Origin of the sequence: Halalkalibacillus sediminis (genome assembly GCF_002844535.1) — a bacterium.
Lineage (GTDB): Bacteria > Bacillota > Bacilli > Bacillales > Alkalibacillaceae > Halalkalibacillus_A > Halalkalibacillus_A sediminis.
The window spans coordinates 198,748-225,302 of the sequence record NZ_PJNH01000004.1 but is presented as its reverse complement, the minus strand read 5'-3'; the positions used below and the strand labels follow the sequence as shown (position 1 = coordinate 225,302).

The following is a 26,555-nucleotide window of genomic DNA, read 5'->3' as shown; positions in this document are numbered from 1 at the left end:
GGAATCTTAATTATGCATAAGGCTGTATTTCTAGATCGAGATGGAGTTATAAATGAAGTTAAAACAAAACGGGTGAAGTTTGTTAATCAACCTGAGCAATTTTATTTTCTAGATGGAGTTGCAGAATCAATCAAAAAACTGAATGACCATGGTTACGAGGTTTTTGTAGTAACTAACCAAGGCGGAGTAGGGCTCAAGTACATGTCTGAGCGTACCTTGGAAGAAATTCATGACTACATGGTAAGTGCTCTCGAGGAAAAAGGAGCGATGATCACTGAGGTCAAAGCATGTACGCATCGACCTGATGAGGGATGTGACTGCAGGAAGCCTGAAGCAGGTATGATTAAAGATCTTGTCAAAAAGTATGACATTGATATCGAACAAAGTTACATGATTGGAGACCGAGAGCCCGACATAAAAGCCGGGCTTTCTGCAGGTCTTAAAAGCTTGATGGTGGTGGGCCGATCAACATTAGCATATAAAAATTTCAGGAATTTAAAAGAAGCAGTCGAATGGATATTGGATAATTAGGTGGAGACTTCTTCACCTAATTCCAGTCCTTATGCCTTTTTCGAATATGTACAACCTGTCCCGCATGATAACTATTGTGTAAAGCGATATCCATCAATATCTCTTCTCTTGAGGTGCCATCAGTATGAGGGATAATTTCTTCCATCGGTTTTTCGGCTTCTTCAATAAGTTTTTTTATACCATTTTTAAAGTCATCGACTATTTGACTTAATTCTTCTGCTCCGTCCGGGAATTCACTAGAAATCCAAGAATCTTCATCTCTTTCAGGGGGATTTGGGTTCTCTCCCTCCAGCATCTCTACCACGAACAATTGCCAATAATTCATATGATTAAGTAATTGCCATACCGAAAATGAATGGTCTGATTCGTATTTTTGTAATTGTTCACAAGTAAGTCCTTCAAAAACTGCTAATGGATCCACATGAGCATGCGCCCCGTGGATAACTTTAGCAACTAATTGGTTATTCATATTTATTCCCCCAATAAATCTACCCTTCTAATTCAATATACTCCCTCAACAGCTTCCATTTGCCATGTTCATTTTTCCAGACAAACATGCATTGTGCTCGATAAGGTTTTCCAGCAATCATATTAGTTTCTCTACCGAGAATAGTCATCTGCTGATCACCATCTCTTTTAGCCACCGAGGTAGTCTCAAAGCTTTTTTCAGCATCATCCATCTGTTTCAAAACAGCTTCAAGATCGTAATCAAAAAAATAAGGGTCGGGCTGCTTAGTCTTTGAGTGAGCCCAATACCCTACAAAATCTCTGGACATGAAATTTCTAATTCCATCTCCATTTTTACTGATTAAGCTTGTATTCCAAGCTTGAAAATATTGTTCCATTATAGTCTCTGCTTCAACCAATATTTTTTCTCCTTCTCTAATTAACCTTGAACAAAGCTCAATTTATTACCATCTGGATCTTGAATGGTGAACTTTCTTGTGTCGTAAGATGTAGTATGGAGATCCTCTGCCACATGAGCTTTTCCTCTTAACTTTTTCCATAGTGCATCAACGTCGTCGACATAAAAATCAATTCGTCCACGTAATGCACGGCAATCATCCGCCTCCATAATAGCAAACACCGCTCCACCTTCGGACTCGAAACGAATATACTCTGGTCTCTCAGGGGGCCACTCTGTATCAACCTTGAATCCCAAGATATCCGTGTACCACTTCTCGGACCTCTTCAAATCAGATACGTTGATACGGACATGCATAAGATTAGTTTTCATTTAATCACCTCAAACTTTCAAAATATTGAAATTTACTTTTGTTTACCACTTTTGATTCTTTCTAAACATTAAAGGTACATTTTTTTAACTTTTCTTTCATTTCAATTACTGTTTTATTGCCTGTACTTTCAGGCTCGCCCTGAGCAAAATTTATTAAACTGATCTACTAGCTTTCAATTCAAATTCCGGATGAGTGACATACTCTGAATAATTAATGTCACCATTGAATTCCAAGTACTTTTTATACCGATATCGAATCGCGGGTGTCTTTATAAAATCAAGAACTTGATCCTTTGGAACCCATCGACTGTCAGAGGTCTCCTCTGAGGTGGTCAATGAACCACCAATCAACTTGCATACATAGTCTGACATCAGTTTGGTCGGTACTTCCGTTACACCGTCATACCATTTATGTGTACCAGTATTTGAGTAGAGTCCGATCAAACTTACTACCTCTGCATCGATTCCGCTTTCTTCTTTAATCTCCCTTACCACTGCATCCATCAAATTTTCTCCGATCTCAACTTGGCCTCCTGGGAATACCCATCCTCCGTTGTATGTATTCACTAATAGAATATTTCCCTCTCCGTCTTCAACAACTCCCGCAGCTGCAACAATATGTGTTGGCATAGCCATAACCTTTTCCTCCTTAAGAATATGTAATTTGTTACTTCTTACTTAATTGTTCAACCTGGTTCACAAACGTTTCAATATAAGGCTCAACGTTCTCAGAAGAATGAATGATATCTTTTTCTTTCATATCTTTCCGTAGATAATTAATAACAACATCATGAATATCATCCAAAACTTCATATACCTCTGGATATTGTTGGGGTTCCACCGTTGCCAACATTCGAACGGCTGATTCAAAATTATTCAATGCAAGCTCACTATGTTCAAATTCAATCCTTTTCGAATGAAAAGTTTCAAACGCAATGATTCTATGAGCAGTGTCCTTCATCATGTTTTCATCTTGAGCATTAACCGCACGTACGGTTCCAGTGACATGATTTCTGAATATCAACATTTCTTTAAAAATGATTTCACTCTCTGCCTTTTGATTTTTGTCGTAATAATAGACTGTAAGAATACTTGTAATCACCAGTAACGACACTACTACGTAAGGTAAAGTTTTTCTCATTTAAAAACACACTCTCCAGATATACTTAACAACTATTTACTTCTAGAGAAATTTCGTTTTCCCTCTTTAAAAAAGGAAAAATGTTCAATTTTTTCCTTTTTTCATTTATACTTTATACAAATAATCCATAAAATAAATAGTAGAATTAGGAGGTTTAATATGAAAAAGATTTTAGTACTATTGTTTCTAATTTTTTCTACTATTGCTCTGTTCGGTTGTACGAATGAGTCTAGCAACACAAAGGACCCCAGCTCTACCTTCAAAGCTGGAAGTTATGAGATGATTGGTGAAGAAGGAAAACTCGGTTTCATTTATGATGAGCAGGGTCCCCCCTTCATTCCAGGAGAAGGAAATAAATATATGTGGCATTTTTGGGGGGATGTATCTGAAGGGGATTCTCTGAAAGTAGTCGGTACAAACCAAGACACTGGTGAAGAAGAAGTCATTATTGACGACATAGTATTAGGTGGCGCACATAATACTGCTGACGCGCATACTCCAAGTTCAATGTCTGTACCAAGTGAAGGAATTTGGGAGCTAGATGCTTATATAAACAATAATCTTTTTGGAACTGTGGTTGTGGAGACGAAATAGGTTTTGGATTAATCACCTTATATTAAGTAAAGAGGAGAAATACAAACTGAACCTACTATTCAGTAAATAAAAAGCGCACAAATTCTTGTGCGCTCCAACTGATTATTGTTTTCTTATTCGATCCAATACCTTTTGATTCTCGTGCCCGTCATGAATCGTAGGTAGATCGCTATCCAATTTGTCTTCAGCAATGTATTCATAAACTTTTTCGAGATAAGGGTAGAGTGCTTCGTAATAGCGTTTAGCGACGTCCGATAATTCACTAGGTACGTCTCCTACACTTTCATATTGCACAGTTTCGAGCGGTTCATTTGCTTCCCCAAATCTCAATTCCTCATCTTTTTCAAGGACGATCGTACCCTCAGTACCAAAGATCTTCATCATTGAACCGAAGCCATGATTGATTCCAGATAAAAATTGAATTGAAAAAGTAGATCCATTTTCTAGCACACCGTGTATAAGAAAACCGTCATCTGCATCACGTGTCTCTCCATCACCTTCTGGAACATGTGTTGGAAGCAGCCCCGCTATATCTTTCACTTCGCTATTAGTCAACCATCTCATTCCGTCAATCAAATGTGAACCTAATGCCCCTAACATCCCGCCGGCTTTAGATTTCTGGCTAAGCCAACCACGTTTCGCAGTTGCCAAGCGCTGATATTGGGCCATCGACATGTGGTATTCAAAGTGAAGCAAGTTTCCTATTCGACCTTCATTCAAGAGTTCTTTAGCTTTTTGACGTGCTCGCATATATCGCCACTCGAAATCCAACAGAAACTTTTGGCCACTCCTATCGGCCAATTCCACTAATTGTTCAGATTCAGAACTGTCTACTGTGAAAGGTTTCTCACAAACGACATTGAATCCTTTCTCAAGTGCATACTTTGCCATTTCGAAGTGAAGGACAGGCATCGAACTGATAAAAACTAAATCCAAATCCTCTGTGTCCAACATCTCTTTCCAATCCGTATAGTGATTCGGTTTTACGTCTTCATTTTTCAAATCATCAGGTAATTCATGTCTATTCACCGTGCTAACAGCTGTCACTTTCATTGAAGGGTGAAGATTAATCATCGGAGCTTGTACCTTTAAACCGAATCCCCCACCAATAACGCCAACATTTAATGTACTCATTTCATTTCCTCCTTAAATAAATTCCATACTACCCCACTGGTCATTCTTCTCTATCAAGGCAGTCAAAAGTTTCAATCCTTGTTCAAAATCATTCAGGTCAGCGACTTCAACAGGTGAGTGGGAGTATCTTCTAGCAAAAGTGATGGCACCAGCCAGAATTCCTTCACGTTCTAGGTGTACGGCTGAAACATCTGAGCTTGCGCCTGGCAACACTGCAAGTTGATAAGGAATGTCTTCTTTCTCAGCATGTTCAATAATTAATTTTTTCATCTGAGGAGCCATGATGTTTCCCCGTACAGAACTTCCTGCCAAAGCAGGTATGACTGGTCCTCCTCCGATTCCAACTGGCAAACCTGTTCCGATGCTATCTGGTGTATCCGCGCACGGAATTGTATCTATCACAAACGCGAAATCAGGGTTTAATTTATAGGTTGCAACCTTGGCACCTCGTAACCCTACTTCCTCTTGTACAGTTACTACACCTACCAATGTTCCAGCAAAGTTCCGGTTTTCTAGAGACTTCATTAATTCAACCAAAAGAACACAACAACTACGGTTGTCAATCGCCTTACCACAGATCAGGTCTTTGTTTGCGAATTGTTCAATTTCACTGATATACGTAATGGGATCACCAATTTGAATACCCATCTCGATCACTTCAGCCTTCGACTTGGCACCTACATCCACATACAACTGACTGATCGAAGGTTGTCCTTTCCTCTCTTCCGGAGTCTGTAAATGTCCCGCTTTAACTCCCACGACACCAAAATTTCCATTCACATTCACTTTTCGTCCGACCAACAACGATTCAAGTACTCCACCAGTACGATCGATGTGTATAAACCCATTATCATCAATATCTTTTACCATACATCCTATCTCATCAGAATGGGCAGAAACCATCATCGTAGGACCGGGTTGATTTCCTTCTAAATAGGCATATAAATTTCCCATTTGATCGACTTCTACGTGGTCTGCTACTGGTTTGAAAAGGTCTACTAGTTCTTCTACTACCTTCATCTCCTGACCAGGTGTACCCTGGATTCTTGCTAGAGATTGGAGTTGCGTTAGAAAATTTTCTTTGAACATATATATCCTCCATTAGAAAATTTGCAGATTATTCTTTATATATTGCCACACTCGATTGAAGAGCACAATTCAAGTGACCTGGATTGAATATCAACCCTATTCATATTAATATTTACTAAACACGCTAGCACCCAAGGAGGAAAAATATGATACATAAACTTGAACTCTACTCTCTGAATCTACATGGGAGTTTCAGTAATGAATACAAACCGATTTTGACTATAGATTCTGGAGATACTGTGCAGTTAACTACCCCTGATATCCAATGGGGGTATTCTAAATCCAATCAAGAAAATCGGACCTTTTTTGACTCTAGAGAACAAGAGGAAAAGAGAGCCCATCCGATTATAGGACCAATCGCCATCAAACAAGCTAAAAAAGGTATGGTACTTGAAGTGCGTTTGAATGACCTCACTCCAGGATGGTATGGCACGAACTGGTCAGGCGGATTTGAAAGCTGGCAAAATGATAAACTAGGGTTAATTGATCAGGAAAAAGTACAACTTGACTGGGAATTGAACCCTGAAACGATGACTGGATCAACCAAAATTGGTGACCGAACATTTCAGGTAGGGCTTCAACCTTTCATGGGATTAATGGGAAATGCTCCAGCAGAACCAGGTGTCCACCCCACCCCGCCACCTAGAAACTGTGGGGGAAATATTGACTGCAAAGAACTCACAAGAGGAAGCAGCCTCTTTTTACCAATAGAAGTGGATAAAGCCTTATTTTCTATTGGTGACGGGCACGCTGCACAAGGTGATGGTGAAGTGTCCGGGACGGCCATTGAAGCACCGATGGATCATGTTGATATCACGTTAAAGGTCCACGAAAATATGCACCTTACAACACCTAGAGCCTGGACTCCAAGTGGATGGATTACATTCGGATTCCATGAAGATTTGAATGAAGCGACAGCAGTTGCACTTGATGAAATGGTCAAGTGGATGGAACAACTATTTAATGTAGAAAAGACGGAAGCAACTGCACTCGCCAGTGCTGCAGTGGATCTACGAATCACGCAGGTTGTAAATGGCGTGAAAGGCGTACATGCAATTCTGCCTCATGGTGTGATTCGATAAGGGGGGGATTTTAATATGAATATAACAATCAGACAAGAAACACCTAACGATTACCAAGCTACTGAAAAAGTTGTTGAGGCTGCTTTTAAAAACGCAGAATTTACTGACCATGATGAGCATAACCTAGTCGCCCGTCTTAGAAAGTCAGAAGCTTTTGTTCCCCAGCTATCACTTGTTGCTGAGGACGATAATCAATTAGTTGGGCATATAATGTTGTCGAGGATAAGGATAAACTCTGAAAGCAAATCTATTGAATCACTAGCGCTAGCTCCAGTCTCTGTTCTCCCAGATTATCAAGGAAAAGGAATAGGCAAAGAATTGATTATGGAAACGTTGAATCAGGCTAGGATACTCAACTTTAAATCTGTCATTGTTTTAGGTCACCCTGAATACTATAAAAAATTGGGCTTTAGAAATGCATCACTATGGGGAATTAAAGCCCCTTTCGATGTGCCAGATGATGCTTTCATGGCCCTCGAACTTGAAGAAAAATCACTAGCAGACGTTACTGGAGTAGTCCAATATCCTGAAGCTTTTTCAGGGTAAAGATTTATTTCTTAGAGCGGCCTAGCTTCGGTCATAATCGTCTATGATTCTACTTTATTTCCTGAAAACCGCATGGTAAAATCAATTTACACAAGCTAGAGAGGAGGATATTCAATGGACATCCAACAACAGATTTTACAAGCAGTCAATGAGCTATCTCATGATTTCAATAGATCTCAAGAAGAGTTTCGGGAGTTCAAGAATGAAATGTATGAGTTTAAAGCAGAGATGTATGAATTTAAAGCTGATATGCTGGAATTCAAGAGTAAAATGCTAGAATTCCAAGAAGAAACTTATGACAGATTTGACCGTTTAGAAGATCGCTTTATTTTTATAGAAGAGAAATCCCAAGAGAATGAACGTGACATTTCATCTATACGAAGAAGAGTTAGAAGAATGCAATGATAGTTTCTCCACAGAATTCCATGCTCCATTACTACTCCCCTTCCTGACCTCAATGTTATAATGAAAAAACCATATAACAGAGGTGATTCCATGCCAAAACATATCTATATTGTCAGACACAGCAAAGCTGAAGGACAAGCTCCAGAAGCTGAACTTACTGAGTTAGGTAAACAACAATCAGAAGCACTCGTGAACTTTTTCTCTGAGCGGAAAATTGACCGCTTTGTCTCAAGCCCTTTTATTCGTGCAGTCGGAACTATTAAACCATTGAGCGATGCTCGAAACCTCCCAATCGATATTGATCCCCGTCTAGCAGAGAGAATGTTGAGTACTACCCATATGCCTGATTGGAAAGAAAAATTAAAAGATACATTTGATGACGTGGATTTGAAATTCGAAGGCGGTGAGTCCACCCGGGAAGCTTCGACTCGTGCCGTAGCGGTAATTGAAGAAATCCTTGAAGGTGACTCAGAAAATACAGTCATTGTGTCACATGGTGGGATTATTCCATTATTAATCAATCACTATTCTCGCGATGAAGGCTTCGATCGTTGGAGAGGCTTGACGAACCCAGACGTCTATTTGTTGACGGCTGAAAATGGTGAAACCACTGTTGAACGGATATGGGATCAGGCATGAGGTATGTATATTGTAAGGGATATCAACTTAATCCATTGTAAAAATGATCAAAAAAAAAGAGGATGTATGGCTACATCCCCCAGTCTGTCTCCCATTGTTTCGGTCGATCTATTCCTGCATGCCTCAGGGCCACATAATATTGCCCTTGGTGGATCCCTTCATGATGAACAGCAGTTGTCAAAGTCTCCATCAACGTCAAGCTCTGTCCATTCATTTGAATCTTATCAACTCTTTCTTTTGCCAATTCATTGAATAAGTCAATCATACTTCTCTCGAGTTCGTCTACAATGTTCTCTTCATCGGATGGCATTTGACCTGGAAATTCAATAAAGCCGGCTCTTAGGCCGTCCGTATATACATCTCTGACTCGAATGATATGCTTGAATAATTCCCTTAATGTGCCCACTTCATCAATCAACTGTTTGTCCCAGTATTCCTCGGGGACCTCTTTCGCCAATGAATTGGACATCCTTGCGGTATATAGAAATCCTTGTGTGTCCATCATCCGTCCTCCAAGTTTTTTTATCTTCAAAGATTATATACCCCAGAAACAGAATAATAAGTCACCTTTTTCACAAAATTACCGAAATTAGCAGTTAATCTTTTTAAATTGGATCATCTTTCCTCTCCTTTTAGAACACTTTACTAAATACGATATTCACCTTCACGAGAAGTTTTCCTCCTGTAATTTGCATAATAAAAGAAAAACCGAAGCAAAAGCTCCGGCTTTATCCTATAATTCTAAACTTAGTAGAAGAAAGCTGCACCAACAATAACTAGTAGAATAAACAATACTATAATCAACACGAAGTCATTGCCGTAACCTTGACCATAACCCATATTACTCACCACCCTTTCTCTCATTAATTTACATTATGATTCCATCAATAAAACGGGAGGGCTTTTTACACAGAAATTTTCACACTGTAGGATAAATATTCCGCTTACTGAAAGATCAATCGACTATATTGGTGTGCATCAACCTTTGGTGTAACTATTTTATATTGATGATTTTAAAGCCTGTAGCCAGATAAAAGTGCAAAGGGGGTAGCAATAAATCTACCTGCCTCCAGTAAGAACTGTTTAATCTAAGTCTAAATGCGACAATATTTCATCTAAGTCATCTTCATACCTACTACTTCTAACTAGCGTATTACATTTATCCGGAAAATCGAACGGAATGAACTGCTCAAAATTAACAGGAAAAATATCTGCATTTCGATAGCTAGTCTTCCGTTGATCACTTCTATGGGCTTGACGATCTTGATTTTTCAAATATTCCACAATTACTTCCCCAATATATCTGCCGAAAGAGAGTCCTTCATCATTATCAGATGGAAAATGAACCCCAGCATATAAACGACTGACAGCATCGGTCTCAGAAATCTCTCTAAGTTTATTCGCTTCTCGAGGGAAATAATAACTCAAAACGACCTCAGCACAACCCGACATTGCTGCATGCCCAGATGGATAGGTCGGGAAATTTGGTGTGCAGATTATTGTCTCGAGTGTCTGATCATATTGGTTAGGCCTTGCTACATCCCATTTATATTTCAAATACCAGACGACCACCATAGTATCATTGATAGCCCCATGAAGATTAGCCAAGATTCTTGCGGCAAGTGTCGGAGTAACATCATAAGTGTCGATCAAACGGTCCGCAATTGGTGTCCACTGTTTCGTTGGAACTCCTGTGCCATAATAAATAGCAATATCTTTTTGCGATGGAGAAAGATTATCAAGTGTTCGTTGGACGACCTTCAACTCTTCCTCAAAATTGATTTTATTTGGGTGCTTTATATATGGCTTTAATTTTTCTCCACTGGGTTCAAGAAATACTCCCTCTTTATTTCTTCTAAGAAAAAAAAGTGGCCAATTACCAGCTGATGGGGTCACTGGATCAGTAGGGACACCTCTTTCCCCAGCTGAACGGGTTTGTGACCATTTTAAATATTCTATTCCCAATATTTTTACACCTCCGATTCCATTTCTTTCATTCATCATATGCAAAAATTTTAATTGTGGTTGGACTCCATACAGCATATACAGGTTGTGTTCGTGCGTTTTACAGCCTTAGTGAAGAAAATAAAAACATGATATGATTGATAAAATTATAAAAATTTTCATACATAAGTATAATTTTGTTCATCGTTATCGTTATATGTTTTGAAAGATACTTTTTTGGTACTAGGAGGCATTCATTTGGAAATTAGTACGGATTCATTAATTGCGAACACAAGAGAAACTCAAAGCAAATTCATGGATTTTATAAGTGATTTTAAGACAGATTTATGGAAATACTGTCGATACATCACTGGATCACCATGGGATGGGGAAGATTTATTTCAAGAAACCTTACTGAAAGCGTATGGAAAACTAAGCCAACAATGGCACCCTGTTCAACCGAAAGCCTATGTCTTCAGAATTGCCACCAATACGTGGATTGATCAAAAAAGACGCAACAAGGAACTTGAGACCGAATTTGATGAGGCATTTATCCCCCACGATATAAATACAAACATAAGAATAGATGACCAAGTCATCTCTCAATTGGAGACTCAAAGAGCCATTCAAGACCTCACTCAAAATCTACCTCTAAAACAACGTGTTGCCTTTTTGCTCACTGAAGTCTTTTCTTTCAACGCAAAAGAAGCCGCAAGTTTCTTGCAATCAACACCTGGGGCAGTGTATGCATCAACCAGGAGGGCAAAAGAGAAATTGAATGAAATGAACCTTCAAGAAAGCGATAATCGTAAAGTTATCCCGCCTTCTAAAGAAGAAGAAAAAATTTTACAAGCGTATGTGCATGCACTGAATGAAGGAAACGTGGAAGAATTATTAGGTTTGATGCACGAGACCATCCACACCGATGCAACTCCTGGTTTCCAAGAATACGACAAGGAAGAAACAAAATCAGGTTCTTTAGCACATGGATTGCCGTCTAACATTGTGGTTGAACAAGTAAACTTGTGGGGTAGGCAAGTCATGGTCGCATACATGGAAGAAAATGGAGTTCAGAAAATACACAACATCCAGTATCACTATGTGGTCGATGGCAAAGTTTCCTATAGCCGAACATTCTACTTTTGTAAGGAATTGATGTTAGAAGCAGGTAAGGAATTAGGAGATCCAGTACAAACAGTGAAAGGCCCAAATATCAATTGGGAAAGTTAATAGAGGAATACAATGAATCATGCAGAAAAATTATTTTTTGATATTTCCATAAGAAAAATCCGAACTTATTCTAATTCTGTTCTAGAATTTCGAATCACAGTTCGGATTTTCCTATGTCGCAGGCTATTCTAATTCATCTTCTTTTCCAACATGTAGTGGTCATCATATGTACCGATCAGCTGGTAACCCTGTTGCAAGTAATAATCTTTTAATCGATCGTTATTAGCTACACAGTCTAATCGAAGAGTATTACTGAACCCCATATGATTGTCATCTATCCAATCCAACATAATTCCACCTAAATCGTTTCCTTGATAACTAGGCGCCACTGCTAATCGATGTAAATAACTCGAATCGTGCGCTTTATCCCTCCATATATGTAAGTCCCATTCCTCAGGTTGGTTATATATCGTGAACGTCCCGATCATTCGATCCTCATCTAATAACACATAAGTATCTTGATTTTTAATCGCTTGTTCTATTTCAGCATCATCTCCTCCTTGAAGCAAGAAGCCCCATTGCTCTATTCCATTCTTGTTCAAAGATGCCGCTACGTCTTTCAATAAGGAGATTACTTGAGGTACTTCCTCCTTAGTTGCTAAACGAATCGTATAATTATTGGTTTTTTGCATGTTTTGATCTCCTCCTTTTATGTGCATTTATTTCTTCCAATACTTCTTCTGATATTGCAAAAGTTGATAGACTTCCATCGATAATATAATCAGAACTTGATTTGATTTTTTCCATTTCTAAATAAGCTTCCCGACCCTTTTCAAGATAAAAAGATAAGTCAGATATAATATCATCAGAATTCGAGGAATGAAAGTCTCTGTTAATTCGTCTTGCCATTGCTATATCTAATGGTGTATCAATATAAATTGCAAAATCTATTAATTCTCTCATTTGATTATTCATATATGCGAATGGATAGTCGAGAATGATATACTCAAATCTTCCCCCACCCTTAAATTTCTCTACATCTTCCACCAGGGGAGAAAGGTCCCATTGATTATAATCAGCCCCGCTATTAACCCAGACCAATATGTTCTCAGGCTCACCTTCAAAACTATAATCATCAAAATAAAGTGCACAGGAGGAAGAAAGCTTTTCTTGAAGATATTCAGTTATCGTCGTTTTTCCTCCACCCGAAACAGATGCGATTGATATTACAAATGGTTGTTGTGGCATAGCCTCGTTTTCCCTTCCAAATTAATTGAAGTATTGAGTAACGACACCTTTACCATCATTCACTTCAACCTCTGCAAAAGCTCCATTCACCAAAGTAACTTGTGGTGGAACATGGCCGCAGTCGATATCGTAAATGATAGGAATTTGTAATTCCTCAGCTAATTCTTCATAAATATCCTCAGCAGTGTAACCATCAACAGGAGTATTGGCTGCGCTTCGACCAAACATTATGCCTGAACAATGGTCGAACCAACCTGCCAATTTCATCTGTACAAGTGACCTCCTTAGGTCTGGAGTAGCTAAATCACAGTTTTCGAAATACCAAAGTATGGGTTCTTCATTCAGATATTCTTTTTGAAAAGATTTCACCTCACCAAATGGGGTTCCAATCAAATGCCTTACGGTATCGACACATCCACCTAGCAGTCTGCCAGAAACACTTTTTCCACCAATGGCCTTCCATTCTGTCGTTTCGGTTAAGTCGAATATTTGTGGAGTAGGATTCTCAAAATCCCATTCTTTTTGATATTTTTCAGATGAGTACTGAACGATTGACTCTCTTTTACTTGTTGAAAGAACATCTTCCCATTTGGCGGTGGTTTTATCTGAATACTCACCTCTTAAATCAACTAGATTCGTTCCATGAGCAGTTGCTATCCCTGTTTTCAAAGTTATAGCCATCAGCAACAAACTAGTATCTGAGTATCCTAGTATCCACTTCGGCTTCAACTGGTCAAAATCTATATAGTCTAAGATTTCGACTAGTAATTCACCACCCCACGGAGGTATAACTGCATCAATCTCATTGTTAGTCATCATGTGCATCAGTTCTGCCGCACGTTTTTTTGCTGAAGCTGATTTTGATTTACTTTGCGTCCAAGCAGTTTCGCCGACTTCAAGGCTGTAACCTTTTTTCTCCATTTGCTCTTTCGCGCCTTCAAGTAAATGATGCAACTCAGCAGGCACACCCGATGAAGGGGCTGTGACCCCAATTGTAGCGTCATTTTTTAGTATTGGATATTTGATCATAAAGTCACTCCTCGATTAAAGTATATATGTTCTCTGACAAGATAAAATCAATCAAACTCACGAATAAACTTTTTTGGTCATCCCTCTTCCAATCTTCTTCAACTTCAGCCATCAACCACATTACCTCATCTAAAAAAACATGTTCAACAGCCGCTTTCCAGCACTCTTTTTCAAGATCTGTAAGGACTACCGATTCACAATACCCCTTCAAAAATGTCTTCCATTCATCTATAGTGAACATTCGATTTGGCGCTGTATTCAATTCATTGTGGAAAAGCAAAAGAGCCAAAGCTAAATCGAAAATCCTTGGGATGTACGTTGCGTTATCTGGATCTACTAAATAAGGTTCGGGTGTATAAATAAGATTGTTCGCTTTAAAGTCATGCGGTGTAGAAACATAAGGAAGTTTTGAGTTTTTCAATTGCTCCTGGTTTTCAACAGCTTGAAGAAATTTCTTTTCCAACAAATCAATATTTATTGGAACTCTTTCTTGATCAGAATACTCCTTAATATTTGCTATACTCCCTTTTATCTCTTCACTGTTGAAGTCATACACATCATAAACAGGTAGACGATATTCATTCTCTACGGGGGCCAGAGAGTGAATCTGTCCTAATAACTTACCAGCTTTATATATTTCAGATAAAGTTCCAGAGTATGTAGTTCCCTGAATGAAAGGGTAAACAACAAAAGTGTCTTCTCCAATTGTTTGAGGGTTGGGAGCATCAATATGAACAGGTGTAACCACACTCACGCCTTTTTTATGTAAGTAATTAGTATAATCAACCAAGTTTTCAGCTCGATCCAATGGATGTTGGGTTGTTTTTAAGATTAGTTCTCGTTGATTATGATTAATCTTATAAACGGGTGAAAAAGAGTAAATACTTTCAGGTTCAACGTCTGTTTTTATATAAAAATGGTTTAAAATTGAACTAGCTTTCATCTCTAAATTCCTCCATATTTCGCCGACTGAATGCAATGAATCAAAAACTCTCTGTCTTCCGGAAAACCTAAATCTAATTCACGAATTTCTTCAACTGATTTCCAATCAATCTCGTAGATCAACTCATCAGGATCTTGAATCTTTTCCTCCCCACCCACTATTTCGACTTGAAAATAGTGAACTTCCACGTCAATATCTGCTCGGGGCGATTTCATATCCTTAACCTTTACTCGATCGACAACCCTCACATGATAACCTGTTTCTTCTTCTATTTCTCTAATACAACACTCTTCAAAAGATTCGCCCTCTTCTTTTCCACCAGACGGTACGGACCACATCTTTGTTTCCTCTGGCTTGCCTTGTAATACCATAAGAATTTCATTATTCTCATTAACGCAAACTCCTGAAGAACCTTCCCATTTTTTCATCTTTGATTCCCCTCTACTAAATGATTCCTCTTTCCTCACCATAGACAATCAATTGTTCATACGGATCTCCGCTTAAGCCGAGAACTTCGCAAAATGCAGCTTCGGTTGAAAATCCACTCTCTTTCAATTGAATGATCTCTTCTTTCAATCTAGGCCGTTCTTTCAACAAAAAATCTTCTATAATCATATGTAAGTATGCATTTTGTTTTTTTACCGGTTTAGGCTGACCGAATAATTCGAACTCAAATTCTCTATATTTAAAATTAGCTTTAATGACGAGCAATTCACGAATCATTATTCGCTTTATACGGAAATCTTGATAATCACTATATAGGTTCAAGACCATCTTCCCGAATAGATCAAAATCATGGACCTCCATAATAATATCGAGATCGGAATCTTTAATATCTATATTCAAGGGAATGGTGCCACATAGCACAGGGTCAAACTCTGAGAGTGCACTCATTATTTTCAATTCATTTATTACATCAAACGATCGCTTTTGTTTACTAGAACCATTTGTTAAGTAGTCGATTGAGTTATACATTTCTTCTCCTTAGACACTTACTTTGATAAATTCTTTATACACTCTTCTCTGATCGCCCATAATCTATTTAAGTCAAATCGGGAAGTAAGTTGCTGGTCATGAACCCAGTTCGCAATATACGATCGATGGTAATTAATTTTGTATTCACCTATTTGAGCTGGTCCGATCTCACATTCACTAACGATTCTCATGTTCTTTTCTCCACTTGAAACAGGCATGGTGAAATCATATCTCTTACCATTATATTTAAGATAACAATGTGCTTCTGGTATGTAGTCCAACTTGTACTTTCGCAACACCTCACCCACACCTGGAGTGTTTTCCTCATCCATTTCATATATACCTGTCATGAGTTTAATAGAATCCATACCACTCTCTTTGCATACTTCAGCTAATAGCGCATGCTTTGTGCTACAGGTGCCCTTCATCTCCTCTATAACGAGTCGGAAATCTGACCTTATTGTATTTCTCCCATAAGGCAGTTTTTTTACATACTCCAACGATTGATGAAAGTCTGAAATTCCAATATTAATAAGTAAATTCGATGTGACACCGTTTTGAATTTTAAAATTAGGAAGTGCTAGACCAATCAATAAGATCACCTCTCTTTACTTATCAAACCATCACCTGTCTTTTTACAAACTTCTACATTTTCTGTAATTTTCCTGCTATTCATTCCCACAAATATTTATGCTATTTGCCTTCTTGGGGCGGTAGATTTGTACCATTGATAACATAAAATGATTATAATGAAGATATCAATCGCATCACCACCGTAATACATTAACATTCCCCCGCTTCTCGCTTCCTGTACACCTACTCCAATCGGAGGATTCGTGTAAATGTACTTAGATAGAATTCCGTGGCCTGCCAAAGCAAGAATAAGAACGACTGAACGATAGAAATAACTTCTTCTATGGGGCATTGGGTCAATATAAATCATCGAAATAGTAAATAGATAACCCGCCAAAAATACATGCAGATGCACAAATAGATATAAAAGAATAGAGTCATGCATCATCGCGTATAGATTTGTAGTATACAGAACCCATAGTCCACCCACGTTAAGTAGAGTTGCAACTAATGGGTCCGTGAAAAAGTGTGCCGGAGCTGAATTCAATAAACGGGTCACCTTTTTTGCTTTTTTAACAGAAAGTGCCCTTAAGATAAGTATCATTGGTGCTGAAAGTACAATCATCAATGGCGCAAGCATTCCTAAGAGTAAATGCCCGAGCATATGCATTTCAAAATCCATATGTGCCTGTTGAGGAATGGGCCCAACCACTGCTAACAAAGCACTGAGCAGGCCAACCATCATTAAAACCGACCTATAAAATGGCCACTGCCTCTCTCGGTATTTCGAGAGTTTAAGCGAGCCAAAATATACAGCTGCGACCACCACAAATGGAATTGCCAACAAAATTTCAGATAAGGTTCCTATGGAATTGAAATGTTCCATATCATCATTCCCTTAATATTTTTTCGCAAATTTAAGAAGGATTGCCCCAGCAATAATCATCATCACAGCGAGGACATTCCAAACGATATCGTAGACAATCAGATTATCTACATAGCGTATTTGATGGATCCGCATCAATTTGTGCTGGATGATTCCATCATATAACTGAAAGCTACCAGCACCCACTAACATTCCTCCCCACCAACGTTTACCACTATAGGATTCACGTCTGCGAATATCTGCTAATAGAAATAGTCCTCCGATGGTAGCGAACCAACTGAAAGCATGGAACAGACCATCTGAAATCAAACCGATATCCGTCGTAGATAAATCATAAAAATGATGCCAACGAAGCAATTGATGGAATACCGTCTCATCAACAAAGGCTGCCAGTCCAAAACCGAACAATACACCCGACAAAATATTTCGTTTCCAGTATTTTTTTTGATCAACGTATTGATCTCTTATTTCTCTCAAAGAAGTCACTCCTTCTAGTCGCCTAGTATCAATATTTATTACCCGCTTATTTTCATTGGAAACTTTCGTAATTTCTTTATCTGTTTTAATTTTCAAAAGCCCGGGTAGTGTAGTCCTTACAAGCTTTCCCTCATCAGGGGTAAGGAGTTGCCTCATGAAAATTACTAAAATGGATTTTTCGAATTATTATGGGTTAATATTCGTCACCCTTGCCGCATTAATGTGGGGTGGTGGCGCTGGTATAGCTGGCTTTTTAATGAATCAAGATTGGGACCCGATCTTGATCGCAGCTTTTCGAGCAACTGTAGCCCTAATGATATTATTTATCTGGTATGCAACACACAACAAACACCGACTTACACTAAATAAAAACCTTATATTTTGGGCTGTTGTCGGAGGTGCCGGGATGGCTGGAAACATGGGTTTTTATTTCTTAAGTATCTCTGAAATAAATGTTCCTGTGGCGGCTACTCTGATGTATTCAGCCCCCATATTCGTATTTTTGATCGCGATCATATTTGGAACAGAGAAAGTCACTAAATCAAAGGCTACTCTATCTATCGTTGTATTGTCCGGGATTGTTCTATTGACCGGAGTATATAAGATGGATTTGGCTGAGCTGAATGTATTAGGGATATTTTTCGGTTTGATGGCAGGTATTATGTATGCCTTATTTATTTTTGGTTACAAAAATGGTTTGCAAAACGGAAGTCTGATAACAGTAGTAATCGTCTCTTCCATCACAGAGGCCACCTTACTTACTCTATTTGCGGATAAAAGTGACTACGCGCAACTACTCACTTCCTTCGAAGATGTTCAGTGGTTTCTTTTCCTTGGAATTAGTGCCAGCATGTCACTATTGTTTTATAATACTGGGCTATCTAATGTGAACCCAGGTACCGCTTCGGTCATTGCCATGGTCGAACCAGTTACGGCAGGAATTGTAGGCATTTTCATACTTGGACAGGTACTAAATTTTGTTGAGTTAATTGGAATGGTGATCATCTTAATCACAGTCACCGCCATGAGTTATTACTCGATTAAAAATGAATAAAAAGAATTTTGACATCTCCCTGGAATTCATGTAAATTAACATTGGACGAACAATTATAAATAATTAATTAAAAACATTCGTTTTTAGGGGAGATAATCATGGAAAATGTGTTTGATTACGAAGATATTCAATTAATTCCGGCTAAATGTGTGGTAAGCAGTCGTTCTGAGTGCGATACTTCAGTGACATTAGGTGGTCATTCATTCAAATTACCTGTCGTTCCTGCAAACATGCAGACAATTATTGATGAAAAAATCGCAACCTACTTGGCGGAAAACGGCTACTTTTATATTATGCACCGGTTTCAACCTGAAACGAGAATTTCTTTTATAAAAGATATGAAATCCCGTCAATTGATCTCATCGATCAGTGTCGGCGTCAAAGATGAAGAATACGCATTCGTTGAACAATTAGCTAGCGAAAAATTGAGCCCTGATTATATTACAATCGATATCGCTCATGGACACTCAGATGCAGTCATCAACATGATCAAACATATCAAGTCTCACTTACCTGAAACGTTTGTGATTGCTGGAAACGTAGGAACTCCAGAGGCTGTTCGCGAATTAGAAAACGCTGGTGCAGATGCAACCAAAGTTGGGATTGGTCCAGGAAAAGTTTGCATCACAAAGATTAAAACTGGTTTCGGTACAGGTGGTTGGCAGCTTGCAGCAGTTCGTCTATGTGCGAAAGCTGCAAGTAAACCAATTATTGCAGACGGTGGCATCCGTACTCACGGAGATGTTGCAAAATCTGTACGTTTCGGTGCAACGATGGTCATGATCGGATCACTTTTTGCAGGTCATGAAGAATCACCAGGAGAAACTGTTGAACGAGACGGCAAGCTCTATAAAGAATATTTCGGTTCGGCTTCAGAGTTCCAAAAAGGTGAAAAGAAAAACGTCGAAGGTAAGAAAATGTTCGTTGAGCACAAAGGTGCCCTTCAAGATACGTTAACCGAAATGGAGCAAGATCTTCAGTCAGCTATTTCTTATGCAGGCGGTTCAAAAATTGACGCAATCCGCCATGTCGATTATGTCGTAGTAAAAAATTCAATTTTCAACGGAGATAAGGTATATTAGTAGATAGTAGAAAATAAATGTAATTTGTAATAGTGAGGGGGTGACTCGAGGCCTGCTCGCTTTTATGTTTTATTCACTTTCATAGAAAATGGAGAGTACATAATGTCAAAACCACAATCATTAACACCTCTAAAATCTTTAATATTCGCTTTCCATGCGACGAACACGATCATTATAAGCTTTCTACCTTTATATTTAATGAACTATAAAGGGCTGGATGGCTCAGAGGTTGGTTGGGTATTAGCAATTGGACCTTTTGCTGCAATTATCTCCCAACCTTTTTGGGGCTACATGAGTGATAAATTTAAAACAGTTAAGAAGATCCTGCTGATTTTGATCATCGGACTTCTCCTATCCAGCATCATTTTCTTCAATATGGATAGTTTGCTTTGGATCTTGATCATCGGATTCTTCCTATTTTTCTTCTCTATGCCAGTTGGTGCATTAGCTGATAGTTTAGCTCAACGGCGAGCAGATGATTTAAGGGTATCTTTCGGGAGTATCCGAACTTGGGGATCGATCGGTTTTGCATTTTCTGCACTCGTTATTGGTCAAGTATTGGAAGTGTTCGGTATCCAATTTATGATTTGGCCTTATCTCGCCTTTGGGCTAATGGCTTTACTTGTAACTCTCAAGTTGACTGATGTCGAAGCAGCAAAGGAACCGACCAAATTTAGCGATATAAAAGTTTTATTAAAAAATAAGCCCTATATCATTTTTCTATTTTTCATGATGTTTTTGACGATCTCCCACCGCGCAAATGATAGTTTTATAGGCGTTTATATTGTACAGCTCGGAGGTAGTGAAGGAATCGTTGGTACGGCATGGTTTATCGGGGTCGCAAGTGAAGCAATCGTCTTTGCGACAGCAGCCTACTGGTTCCGAAAATATAAAACGTTGATATTCGTTATTATTGCTGGAATCTTGTATAGCTTCAGGTGGTTTGCCTACGCAGCTACAGATGACCCGTGGGTAGTCATAGCCTTACAAGTAACCCACGGCCTTACATTCGGCGTACTCTACCTAGCTTCACTTGATTATGTCACTAGATTGATACCAAAACTACTTCAATCAACCGGACATCTGCTATATTATTCCGTATTCTTCGGTGTTTCAGGCATCATTGGCTCCCTACTTGGAGGAGCATTAATCGATGTATATGGCGGCGAAACCCTCTACTTTTTCATGGGTGTGATCGCAACTGTTGGAACGATTTTATTGTTGGTGTATCATATTTTACCGTTCGGAAAACGAGTTTAGAGAATGTTTAGGCACTCTTAAAATCGGCAATTGTTAAAAACTACCTCATAAGAAAGGGTGTTTTTAACAATGAAAGCAGTAACGTTTCAAGGAAAAGACCAGATGGTTACGAAAGAAGTTGAGACTCCTTCCATCCAAGAGAATAGTGATATGATTGTGCGAATCACCGCAAGTGGAATATGCGGTTCAGACTTACATTTATATAAAGGTGGCATCGAGCCAGAACAAGATTATGTAGTTGGTCATGAACCAATGGGAATCGTTGAAGAAGTCGGACCGGACGTGAAATCTCTTAAAAAGGGAGACCGTGTAGTCATCCCATTCAACGTCGGTTGTGGTGAATGCTTCTTCTGTAAAAACCAAATGGAAAGCCAGTGTGACGAATCAAACCCTCACGCTGAAATGGGCGGACTTTTCGGGTTCACCGAAATGTTCGGTAACTACCCAGGTGGACAAGCAGAGTATTTACGTGTACCATATGCAGACTTTACATCTTTCAAGGTTCCTGACACCAGTGAACTAGATGATGAAAGCGTCCTATTTTTATCAGACGTAATTCCAACCGCTTACTGGAGTGTTGAACATAGCGGTGTGAAAAAGGGAGACAAAGTCATTGTACTAGGAAGTGGCCCCATCGGACTGATGGCTCAGAAATTTGCCAAGATGAAAGGCGCTGAAAGAGTCATAGCAGTCGATCAAGTCGACCACCGACTAGAACACGGTAAGAAGACGAATGGGGTTGATACATTCAACTTTAAAGAAGAAAAAGATATCGGCTCCCTTCTTCATGAAGAGACGAAAGGTGGAGCTGACGTCGTTATCGACTGTGTCGGTATGGATGGTACCGTTCCTCCGGATGAAAAGTTCGGTTCAGAACATGACAATCAATTCGGCACGATCAGCCCAATCAAGACAGCATCTCAAGCAGTCCGTAAATTCGGGACAGTGCAACTGACCGGTGTTTATGGTACAGAGGCAAACGGATTCCCAATCGGGGACTTCTTCAGCCGAAACGTATCCATGAAAATGGGACAAGCACCCGTCATTCACCTGATGCCAAAACTATATGAAATGGTCGAAAACAATGAATTCGATCCGACTGATATCATTACCCACCGTTATTCTCTAGATGAAGCCGCCAAAGGTTACGATATCTTTGATAAAAAAGAAGACGGAAATATTAAAGTGGTATTGAAGCCATAGAATAAATAAACTAAGCCGCAATCTTAATCGATTGCGGCTTTTTTGTGTGGATTATTTATATGAAATGTGGACCTTCACTGGTGAAATCTTAGTTTGAGTGATAGGCACTTATTCACTTAGGCCTGTTTCACACTAAGCACTGTAACAGTAACTAAGATGAGTGCCATTCCCAGAAGTTGAACTATACCCAATTGATCTCCTAAAAGCAATAAGCCAAATAATGAAGCTGTGACCGGTTCTACCATAGCAACCATCGAAGCAGTGGAAGGTGCAGTTCGACGAATACCATAAAAATATAGAATAAATGATAATCCGGACCCTATAATTCCTAATAGAATAAACCAACCAATATCACTCGAAGTTAAGACAGAGGCCGTCTGACCTTTGTCTGAAAAAATAAAAAGGATCAGACAGAATGTTGTAAAGGCGATGAGTAACGATGGCTGTGGTTGTCCTTTATAAGACGCCTTTTTAAAACCGAAAATGAATATAGCGTAGGAAAGACCAGCACCAATACCTGTAGCCACCCCTAAAAAGCTAACAGAAATAGATTCCAGGTTGTAGGCACCTGTAAGCAGAACGATTCCCAGAAGGACACCTGCTATGCACCCCCATTTAAACCAAGTATTGCGTTCTATTCCTAGCGCAAAGGAGGCTAAAAGGACAATCACAGGCGCAGTGTACATTAGAGTGGCAGCCACAGGTACGCTTGAAGCTTCGATACTTAAAAAATAAAAAGTGAAATTCCCTGCCACGCCGACACCTGCCAAGATGGACCACCAGTATAAATGAGTAGAGTTAACCCAACTTTGTCTATAGCGTACGAGGAACCATATGAAAAATGATAAAAGACCTACAGCCCCTCGGTAAAATGAAATTACAATGGGGTCCCAGCCTTTGCTCATTAATATATCTGCAATTCCTCCGGTAATCCCCCAACATATAGCGGTAAATATAACTAAACCTATACCTGCATACTTCATTAAATTCCTCCTCAAGCATGTGATTCGTGATGATATAAACTTTGAGTTAAATGTATGAAACTCAACTTGACCTCAATCAAGTAAATTTAAGATACATTTTTTACAAAAGGTATTAACGGCATTTCCTTTATTTTTACAATTCTAAACCTGGTCTTTTGTATCATATTGGATAAAAAAAACCACTGACGTCTAAGTCAGTGGCTATAAAATATTAATATTTTATTTAAATAACAATTTCAACTCATAATCCCCTACAGTGAATGCTTTCATTTCTGCTACCTCATCCACTACAAGTTCATTTACTAGTAAGTTTTCGCGAATCAAGTTTTCATTTTTCTCGACCGCCTGTTTCAAATCTTCATCCCCAGATAAGGTGATATCAATTCGTTTATCAATCGGGAGATCTTGTGCTTTTCGTTCATCTTGGACGACACGTACGATTTCTCGAGCCAATCCTTCTAAACGAAGTTCTTCCGTGATCGTCGTATCCAATACTACGTGGAAGTTCTGGTTGGATTCCATCGACAACCCAGCATCTGCTACACGTTCAACATTCAACAGATTCAGTGGTACTTCAACCTCTCCATCATCCGTTAGAACGACTGCTTTTTCTTGTTCGACAATCGAATTCGCTTCTTCATCAGATAGGTTCTCCAAATACTTTTTCACCTTACCGACGTTTTTACCTAACACCGGCCCAGCTTCACGGAAATTCAACTTCACCTGGTATTTGACCAAATCCTCTGATGAATGTTTCACCACGACTGATTTCACGTTCAACTCGTCCTGGATGATTGATTGATATTTTTCCAAGGCCTTTCCTCGATCAGGATTGACCGGAATAACGACTAGTTCGGATAATGGTTGCTTCGTCTTGATCGCCTCAGCATTTCGCACACTTCTAGCAAGCTCTACTACTTGAAGTACTGCATCCATATCTTCTTCAAGCTGCGCGTCGACATCTTCTTCTCTCACAGCTGGGAAGTCAGCCAGGTGCACACTTTGGCCAGTCAAATTAACATGGATATCTTCTGCAACAAATGGGATGAATGGCGCAAGCAATCTACTTAGATTGACCAAGACACTATGAAGTGTATGGTAAGCAGCTTTTTTCGAATCTGTCATGCCACTTTCCCAGAAACGATCACGTGAACGACGGATATACCAATTGCTGACCTCATCCACATAATCTTCAAGAGCTTTTGCTGCTTTTGTGAAATCATAATCATCTAAAGCCTTTTCAACCGTCTCAATGACACTATTCATGCGTGTTAATACCCAGCGGTCAAGTAACGTCTTTTCCCCACTGTCCTTAGAACTGATCTCGTAGCCATCGATATCAGCATACAGCGCATAAAAGCCGTGCATATTCACTAACGTATCGATCACTTTCGATTTAGCTTCGACAACCACTCGCTCAGAAAAGCGCTTATTGTTCCAAGGTGCACTGTCCGCTAGAAGTGCCCAGCGGAAAGCATCTGCACCGAACTGGTTCACTAAGTCCATAGGATCGAGCGCATTCCCTTTACTCTTAGACATTTTGCGTCCGTTTTCATCTAGAATGAAGCCCGTAGACAATACGCGTTTGTAAGGTGCTTTTCCTGTAAATAAAGTCGATACCGCCATCAAGCTATAGAACCAACCACGTGTCTGGTCAATCCCTTCACAGATGACATCAGCCGGAAACTGCTTATCGAACTCCTCTTTATTTTCAAAAGGATAGTGCTGCTGAGCGAAAGGCATCGAACCACTGTCGAACCATACATCGATAACTTCTGGAACACGGTTCATCGTGCCTTCACACTTTTCACATTTTAGCTGAACACGGTCTACATAAGGTTTATGCAACTCGACATCTCCAATGTCGCCGATTGCTTTTTCTTGAAGATCAGCCTGACTGTTAGGAGCATATTGATGATCGCAAGAATCACAAATCCAGATCGGGAGAGGTGTTCCCCAGAAACGGTTTCGTCCGATATTCCAGTCCACCATATTTTCTAAGAAATTACCGAATCGACCGTCTTTAATATGATCCGGATACCATTCTACGTCCTGATTATTTTTCAAAAATTGATCTTTCAATTGAGTTGTTTTGATGAACCAACTTTCGATTGCGTAATAAAGTAGCGGTGAATCACAACGCCAGCAATGAGGATAGCTGTGTTCATACTTTTCTTTATGGAAAAGAAGCCCTTCGCTAGCCAAGTATTTCACGATATCGACGTCACAATCTTTGACGAATTTCCCTTCAAATGGCGGGATATCAGATGTGTAGCGCCCTTGACCGTCAACAACATTGAAGAATGACAAATCGTGTTCTTGCACCAATTCATAGTCATCTTCACCATACGCAGGAGCAGCGTGCACGACCCCAGTACCACTTTCAGCATTGACGAAGTCCGCTTCAACGACGAAATGGCCACGTTCTGGCTTGATGAAAGGGAATGGAGCCACATAAGAAACGCCCTTGAATTCGCTTCCCTTATGAGTCGAAAGAATTTCATAATCTTCATCGAAATGTTTCTCTACTAGCTTTTCAGCTAAAATATAGACTTCTTTCCCTTGTTTCACTTTCGCATAGGTCAATTCGGGATGAACCGCTAAAGCCACGTTCGCAGGTAACGTCCAAGGCGTCGTCGTCCATCCAAGGAAGAATTCATTCTCTGAATCCACTACCTTGAACTTCGCAGTTGCAGATAGGTCTTTGACATCTTCGTAACCTTGCGCCACTTCATGAGAGCTCAATGTCGTCTGACAGCTCGGGCAATAAGGAGTGACTCGATGCCCTTTTGAAAGTAAGTCACGCTTATGAAGGTCGCTCAAAATATACCAGACACTTTCGATATAACGATTTTGGAGGGTTACATATGGGTCATCCATATCCAACCAATAACCGATCGACTCCGTAAACTCACGCCACTGACGCTCATAGTTGAAAACACTTTTTTTACATTCTTCAATAAACTTTTCTACACCGTATTCTTCGATTTCCTGTTTACCGGAGATCCCAAGCTGTTTCTCCACTTCTAGTTCTACCGGCAGGCCGTGTGTATCCCAGCCACCTTTTCTTAATACCTGATAGCCTTGCATCGTTTTATAGCGAGCCACAAAGTCCTTAATCACTCGACCCAATACGTGCCCAGCGTGAGGCAAACCATTCGCGGTCGGAGGCCCTTCATAAAAGACGAAAGTTTCTGCTCCCTCGCGCTCATCCATCGATCGATGAAACACATTCTCTTGATTCCAATAATCTTTCACACGATTCTCGCGGTCAAATGCCGCTTCTTTCGTATTTACACGTTGCATACTCTCACCTCATTTATTTTTTCC

Annotated in this window: 32 protein-coding genes; 11 read left to right on the top strand and 21 right to left on the bottom strand. The window is 39.5% G+C overall.

The features are described from left to right. The first annotated feature begins 12 nt into the window (after nucleotides 1–12). Entirely contained in the window at nucleotides 13–531 is a 519-nt protein-coding gene (locus CEY16_RS13720) for a D-glycero-alpha-D-manno-heptose-1,7-bisphosphate 7-phosphatase (protein ID WP_101332616.1), read from the top strand. A 16-nt stretch (nucleotides 532–547) separates the two neighbouring features. Here the strand turns inward: CEY16_RS13720 and CEY16_RS13715 are convergent, their stop codons facing one another. The 5 genes from CEY16_RS13715 to CEY16_RS13695 all read right to left on the bottom strand — a co-directional run bounded on the left by CEY16_RS13715 (nucleotide 548) and on the right by CEY16_RS13695 (nucleotide 2,909). Then, nucleotides 548–1,000 (bottom strand): DinB family protein, encoded by a 453-nt coding sequence (locus tag CEY16_RS13715; protein ID WP_101332615.1) that lies wholly within the window; start codon nucleotides 998–1,000, stop codon nucleotides 548–550. A 19-nt stretch (nucleotides 1,001–1,019) separates the two neighbouring features. Beyond that, nucleotides 1,020–1,397: a DUF4440 domain-containing protein gene (locus tag CEY16_RS13710; protein ID WP_238378863.1), complete on the bottom strand. Its 378-nt coding sequence runs from the start codon at nucleotides 1,395–1,397 to the stop codon at nucleotides 1,020–1,022. A 20-nt stretch (nucleotides 1,398–1,417) separates the two neighbouring features. Further along, nucleotides 1,418–1,768 (bottom strand): VOC family protein, encoded by a 351-nt coding sequence (locus tag CEY16_RS13705; RefSeq protein ID WP_101332614.1) that lies wholly within the window; start codon nucleotides 1,766–1,768, stop codon nucleotides 1,418–1,420. A gap of 153 nt (nucleotides 1,769–1,921) precedes the next feature. After that, complete coding sequence (locus CEY16_RS13700; protein ID WP_101332613.1) at nucleotides 1,922–2,404, bottom strand: NUDIX hydrolase; 483 nt, start codon at nucleotides 2,402–2,404, stop codon at nucleotides 1,922–1,924. A 31-nt stretch (nucleotides 2,405–2,435) separates the two neighbouring features. Continuing rightward, nucleotides 2,436–2,909 (bottom strand): hypothetical protein, encoded by a 474-nt coding sequence (locus CEY16_RS13695; protein ID WP_101332612.1) that lies wholly within the window; start codon nucleotides 2,907–2,909, stop codon nucleotides 2,436–2,438. Nucleotides 2,910–3,068: 159 nt separating this feature from the next. On the opposite strand from CEY16_RS13695, the gene CEY16_RS13690 reads away from it, so the two are divergent. Further along, entirely contained in the window at nucleotides 3,069–3,503 is a 435-nt protein-coding gene (locus tag CEY16_RS13690) for a hypothetical protein (RefSeq protein WP_101332611.1), read from the top strand. A gap of 102 nt (nucleotides 3,504–3,605) precedes the next feature. Here the strand turns inward: CEY16_RS13690 and CEY16_RS13685 are convergent, their stop codons facing one another. Both CEY16_RS13685 and CEY16_RS13680 read right to left on the bottom strand, forming a co-directional pair. After that, the gene (locus tag CEY16_RS13685) at nucleotides 3,606–4,637 is read right to left on the bottom strand and encodes a Gfo/Idh/MocA family protein (protein WP_101332610.1); all 1,032 of its coding nucleotides are present in this window, start codon (nucleotides 4,635–4,637) and stop codon (nucleotides 3,606–3,608) included. Nucleotides 4,638–4,649: 12 nt separating this feature from the next. Continuing rightward, nucleotides 4,650–5,726: a M42 family metallopeptidase gene (locus CEY16_RS13680; protein WP_101332609.1), complete on the bottom strand. Its 1,077-nt coding sequence runs from the start codon at nucleotides 5,724–5,726 to the stop codon at nucleotides 4,650–4,652. Between the two features lie 146 nt (nucleotides 5,727–5,872). Here CEY16_RS13680 and CEY16_RS13675 point away from each other — a divergent pair, with 146 nt between their 5' ends. From CEY16_RS13675 to CEY16_RS13660, 4 genes are all read left to right on the top strand, one after another. Continuing rightward, nucleotides 5,873–6,808 (top strand): acetamidase/formamidase family protein, encoded by a 936-nt coding sequence (locus CEY16_RS13675; protein ID WP_101332608.1) that lies wholly within the window; start codon nucleotides 5,873–5,875, stop codon nucleotides 6,806–6,808. Nucleotides 6,809–6,823: 15 nt separating this feature from the next. Further along, on the top strand, nucleotides 6,824–7,354 hold the full coding sequence (locus CEY16_RS13670; protein WP_101332607.1) for a GNAT family N-acetyltransferase: 531 nt from the start codon (nucleotides 6,824–6,826) through the stop codon (nucleotides 7,352–7,354). Nucleotides 7,355–7,468: 114 nt separating this feature from the next. After that, nucleotides 7,469–7,759 (top strand): hypothetical protein, encoded by a 291-nt coding sequence (locus CEY16_RS13665; protein WP_101332606.1) that lies wholly within the window; start codon nucleotides 7,469–7,471, stop codon nucleotides 7,757–7,759. A gap of 90 nt (nucleotides 7,760–7,849) precedes the next feature. Next, the gene (locus CEY16_RS13660; RefSeq protein WP_101332605.1) at nucleotides 7,850–8,398 is read left to right on the top strand and encodes a histidine phosphatase family protein; all 549 of its coding nucleotides are present in this window, start codon (nucleotides 7,850–7,852) and stop codon (nucleotides 8,396–8,398) included. A gap of 70 nt (nucleotides 8,399–8,468) precedes the next feature. Here CEY16_RS13660 and CEY16_RS13655 read toward each other — a convergent pair whose 3' ends face one another. From CEY16_RS13655 to CEY16_RS13645, 3 genes are all read right to left on the bottom strand, one after another. After that, nucleotides 8,469–8,900: a DinB family protein gene (locus CEY16_RS13655; RefSeq protein ID WP_101332604.1), complete on the bottom strand. Its 432-nt coding sequence runs from the start codon at nucleotides 8,898–8,900 to the stop codon at nucleotides 8,469–8,471. Between the two features lie 245 nt (nucleotides 8,901–9,145). Next, nucleotides 9,146–9,262 carry a YjcZ family sporulation protein gene (locus CEY16_RS13650; protein WP_101332603.1) on the bottom strand — a complete coding sequence of 39 codons (117 nt, stop codon included), beginning with the start codon at nucleotides 9,260–9,262 and terminating at the stop codon, nucleotides 9,146–9,148. 219 nt (nucleotides 9,263–9,481) lie between these two features. Then, nucleotides 9,482–10,363: a vanadium-dependent haloperoxidase gene (locus tag CEY16_RS13645; protein ID WP_101332738.1), complete on the bottom strand. Its 882-nt coding sequence runs from the start codon at nucleotides 10,361–10,363 to the stop codon at nucleotides 9,482–9,484. Nucleotides 10,364–10,600: 237 nt separating this feature from the next. Here CEY16_RS13645 and CEY16_RS13640 point away from each other — a divergent pair, with 237 nt between their 5' ends. Next, nucleotides 10,601–11,572, top strand: coding sequence for an RNA polymerase sigma factor (locus CEY16_RS13640; protein WP_101332602.1), 972 nt, complete (start codon nucleotides 10,601–10,603; stop codon nucleotides 11,570–11,572). Nucleotides 11,573–11,700: 128 nt separating this feature from the next. Here CEY16_RS13640 and CEY16_RS13635 read toward each other — a convergent pair whose 3' ends face one another. From CEY16_RS13635 to CEY16_RS13595, 9 genes are all read right to left on the bottom strand, one after another. Beyond that, a complete protein-coding gene (locus CEY16_RS13635; RefSeq protein WP_162297948.1) occupies nucleotides 11,701–12,204 on the bottom strand; it encodes a GNAT family N-acetyltransferase in 504 nt (167 codons plus the stop codon). Continuing rightward, nucleotides 12,188–12,760, bottom strand: a complete 573-nt coding sequence (locus tag CEY16_RS13630) for a nucleoside/nucleotide kinase family protein (RefSeq protein WP_101332600.1) — start codon at nucleotides 12,758–12,760, stop codon at nucleotides 12,188–12,190. The genes CEY16_RS13635 and CEY16_RS13630 overlap by 17 nt, the downstream gene beginning before the upstream one ends. Nucleotides 12,761–12,781: 21 nt before the next feature. After that, nucleotides 12,782–13,789 (bottom strand): S66 family peptidase, encoded by a 1,008-nt coding sequence (locus CEY16_RS13625; protein ID WP_101332599.1) that lies wholly within the window; start codon nucleotides 13,787–13,789, stop codon nucleotides 12,782–12,784. 4 nt (nucleotides 13,790–13,793) lie between these two features. After that, nucleotides 13,794–14,732 (bottom strand): phosphotransferase, encoded by a 939-nt coding sequence (locus CEY16_RS13620; RefSeq protein ID WP_101332598.1) that lies wholly within the window; start codon nucleotides 14,730–14,732, stop codon nucleotides 13,794–13,796. A gap of 2 nt (nucleotides 14,733–14,734) precedes the next feature. Then, entirely contained in the window at nucleotides 14,735–15,160 is a 426-nt protein-coding gene (locus CEY16_RS13615; RefSeq protein WP_101332597.1) for an NUDIX hydrolase, read from the bottom strand. 16 nt (nucleotides 15,161–15,176) lie between these two features. Next, a complete protein-coding gene (locus tag CEY16_RS13610) occupies nucleotides 15,177–15,707 on the bottom strand; it encodes a DUF4269 domain-containing protein (RefSeq protein WP_101332596.1) in 531 nt (176 codons plus the stop codon). A 17-nt stretch (nucleotides 15,708–15,724) separates the two neighbouring features. Next, nucleotides 15,725–16,300, bottom strand: a complete 576-nt coding sequence (locus CEY16_RS13605; RefSeq protein WP_101332595.1) for a hypothetical protein — start codon at nucleotides 16,298–16,300, stop codon at nucleotides 15,725–15,727. A gap of 95 nt (nucleotides 16,301–16,395) precedes the next feature. After that, a complete protein-coding gene (locus tag CEY16_RS13600; RefSeq protein ID WP_101332594.1) occupies nucleotides 16,396–17,166 on the bottom strand; it encodes a cytochrome c oxidase assembly protein in 771 nt (256 codons plus the stop codon). Between the two features lie 12 nt (nucleotides 17,167–17,178). Continuing rightward, entirely contained in the window at nucleotides 17,179–17,643 is a 465-nt protein-coding gene (locus CEY16_RS13595; protein WP_238378862.1) for a DUF2243 domain-containing protein, read from the bottom strand. A gap of 154 nt (nucleotides 17,644–17,797) precedes the next feature. Here CEY16_RS13595 and CEY16_RS13590 point away from each other — a divergent pair, with 154 nt between their 5' ends. The 4 genes from CEY16_RS13590 to CEY16_RS13575 all read left to right on the top strand — a co-directional run bounded on the left by CEY16_RS13590 (nucleotide 17,798) and on the right by CEY16_RS13575 (nucleotide 22,242). Next, nucleotides 17,798–18,697, top strand: a complete 900-nt coding sequence (locus CEY16_RS13590; RefSeq protein ID WP_101332592.1) for a DMT family transporter — start codon at nucleotides 17,798–17,800, stop codon at nucleotides 18,695–18,697. Nucleotides 18,698–18,795: 98 nt separating this feature from the next. Further along, nucleotides 18,796–19,779, top strand: a complete 984-nt coding sequence (guaC, locus tag CEY16_RS13585) for a GMP reductase (protein ID WP_101332591.1) — start codon at nucleotides 18,796–18,798, stop codon at nucleotides 19,777–19,779. A gap of 102 nt (nucleotides 19,780–19,881) precedes the next feature. Beyond that, on the top strand, nucleotides 19,882–21,039 hold the full coding sequence (locus CEY16_RS13580) for an MFS transporter (RefSeq protein ID WP_101332590.1): 1,158 nt from the start codon (nucleotides 19,882–19,884) through the stop codon (nucleotides 21,037–21,039). Between the two features lie 69 nt (nucleotides 21,040–21,108). After that, nucleotides 21,109–22,242, top strand: a complete 1,134-nt coding sequence (locus CEY16_RS13575) for a zinc-dependent alcohol dehydrogenase (protein WP_101332589.1) — start codon at nucleotides 21,109–21,111, stop codon at nucleotides 22,240–22,242. Between the two features lie 116 nt (nucleotides 22,243–22,358). On the opposite strand, the gene CEY16_RS13570 is transcribed toward CEY16_RS13575, so the two are convergent. Both CEY16_RS13570 and ileS read right to left on the bottom strand, forming a co-directional pair. Further along, complete coding sequence (locus CEY16_RS13570) at nucleotides 22,359–23,225, bottom strand: DMT family transporter (RefSeq protein WP_101332588.1); 867 nt, start codon at nucleotides 23,223–23,225, stop codon at nucleotides 22,359–22,361. A gap of 219 nt (nucleotides 23,226–23,444) precedes the next feature. After that, entirely contained in the window at nucleotides 23,445–26,531 is a 3,087-nt protein-coding gene (gene ileS / locus CEY16_RS13565) for an isoleucine--tRNA ligase (RefSeq protein WP_101332587.1), read from the bottom strand. Nucleotides 26,532–26,555 lie beyond the last annotated feature (24 nt).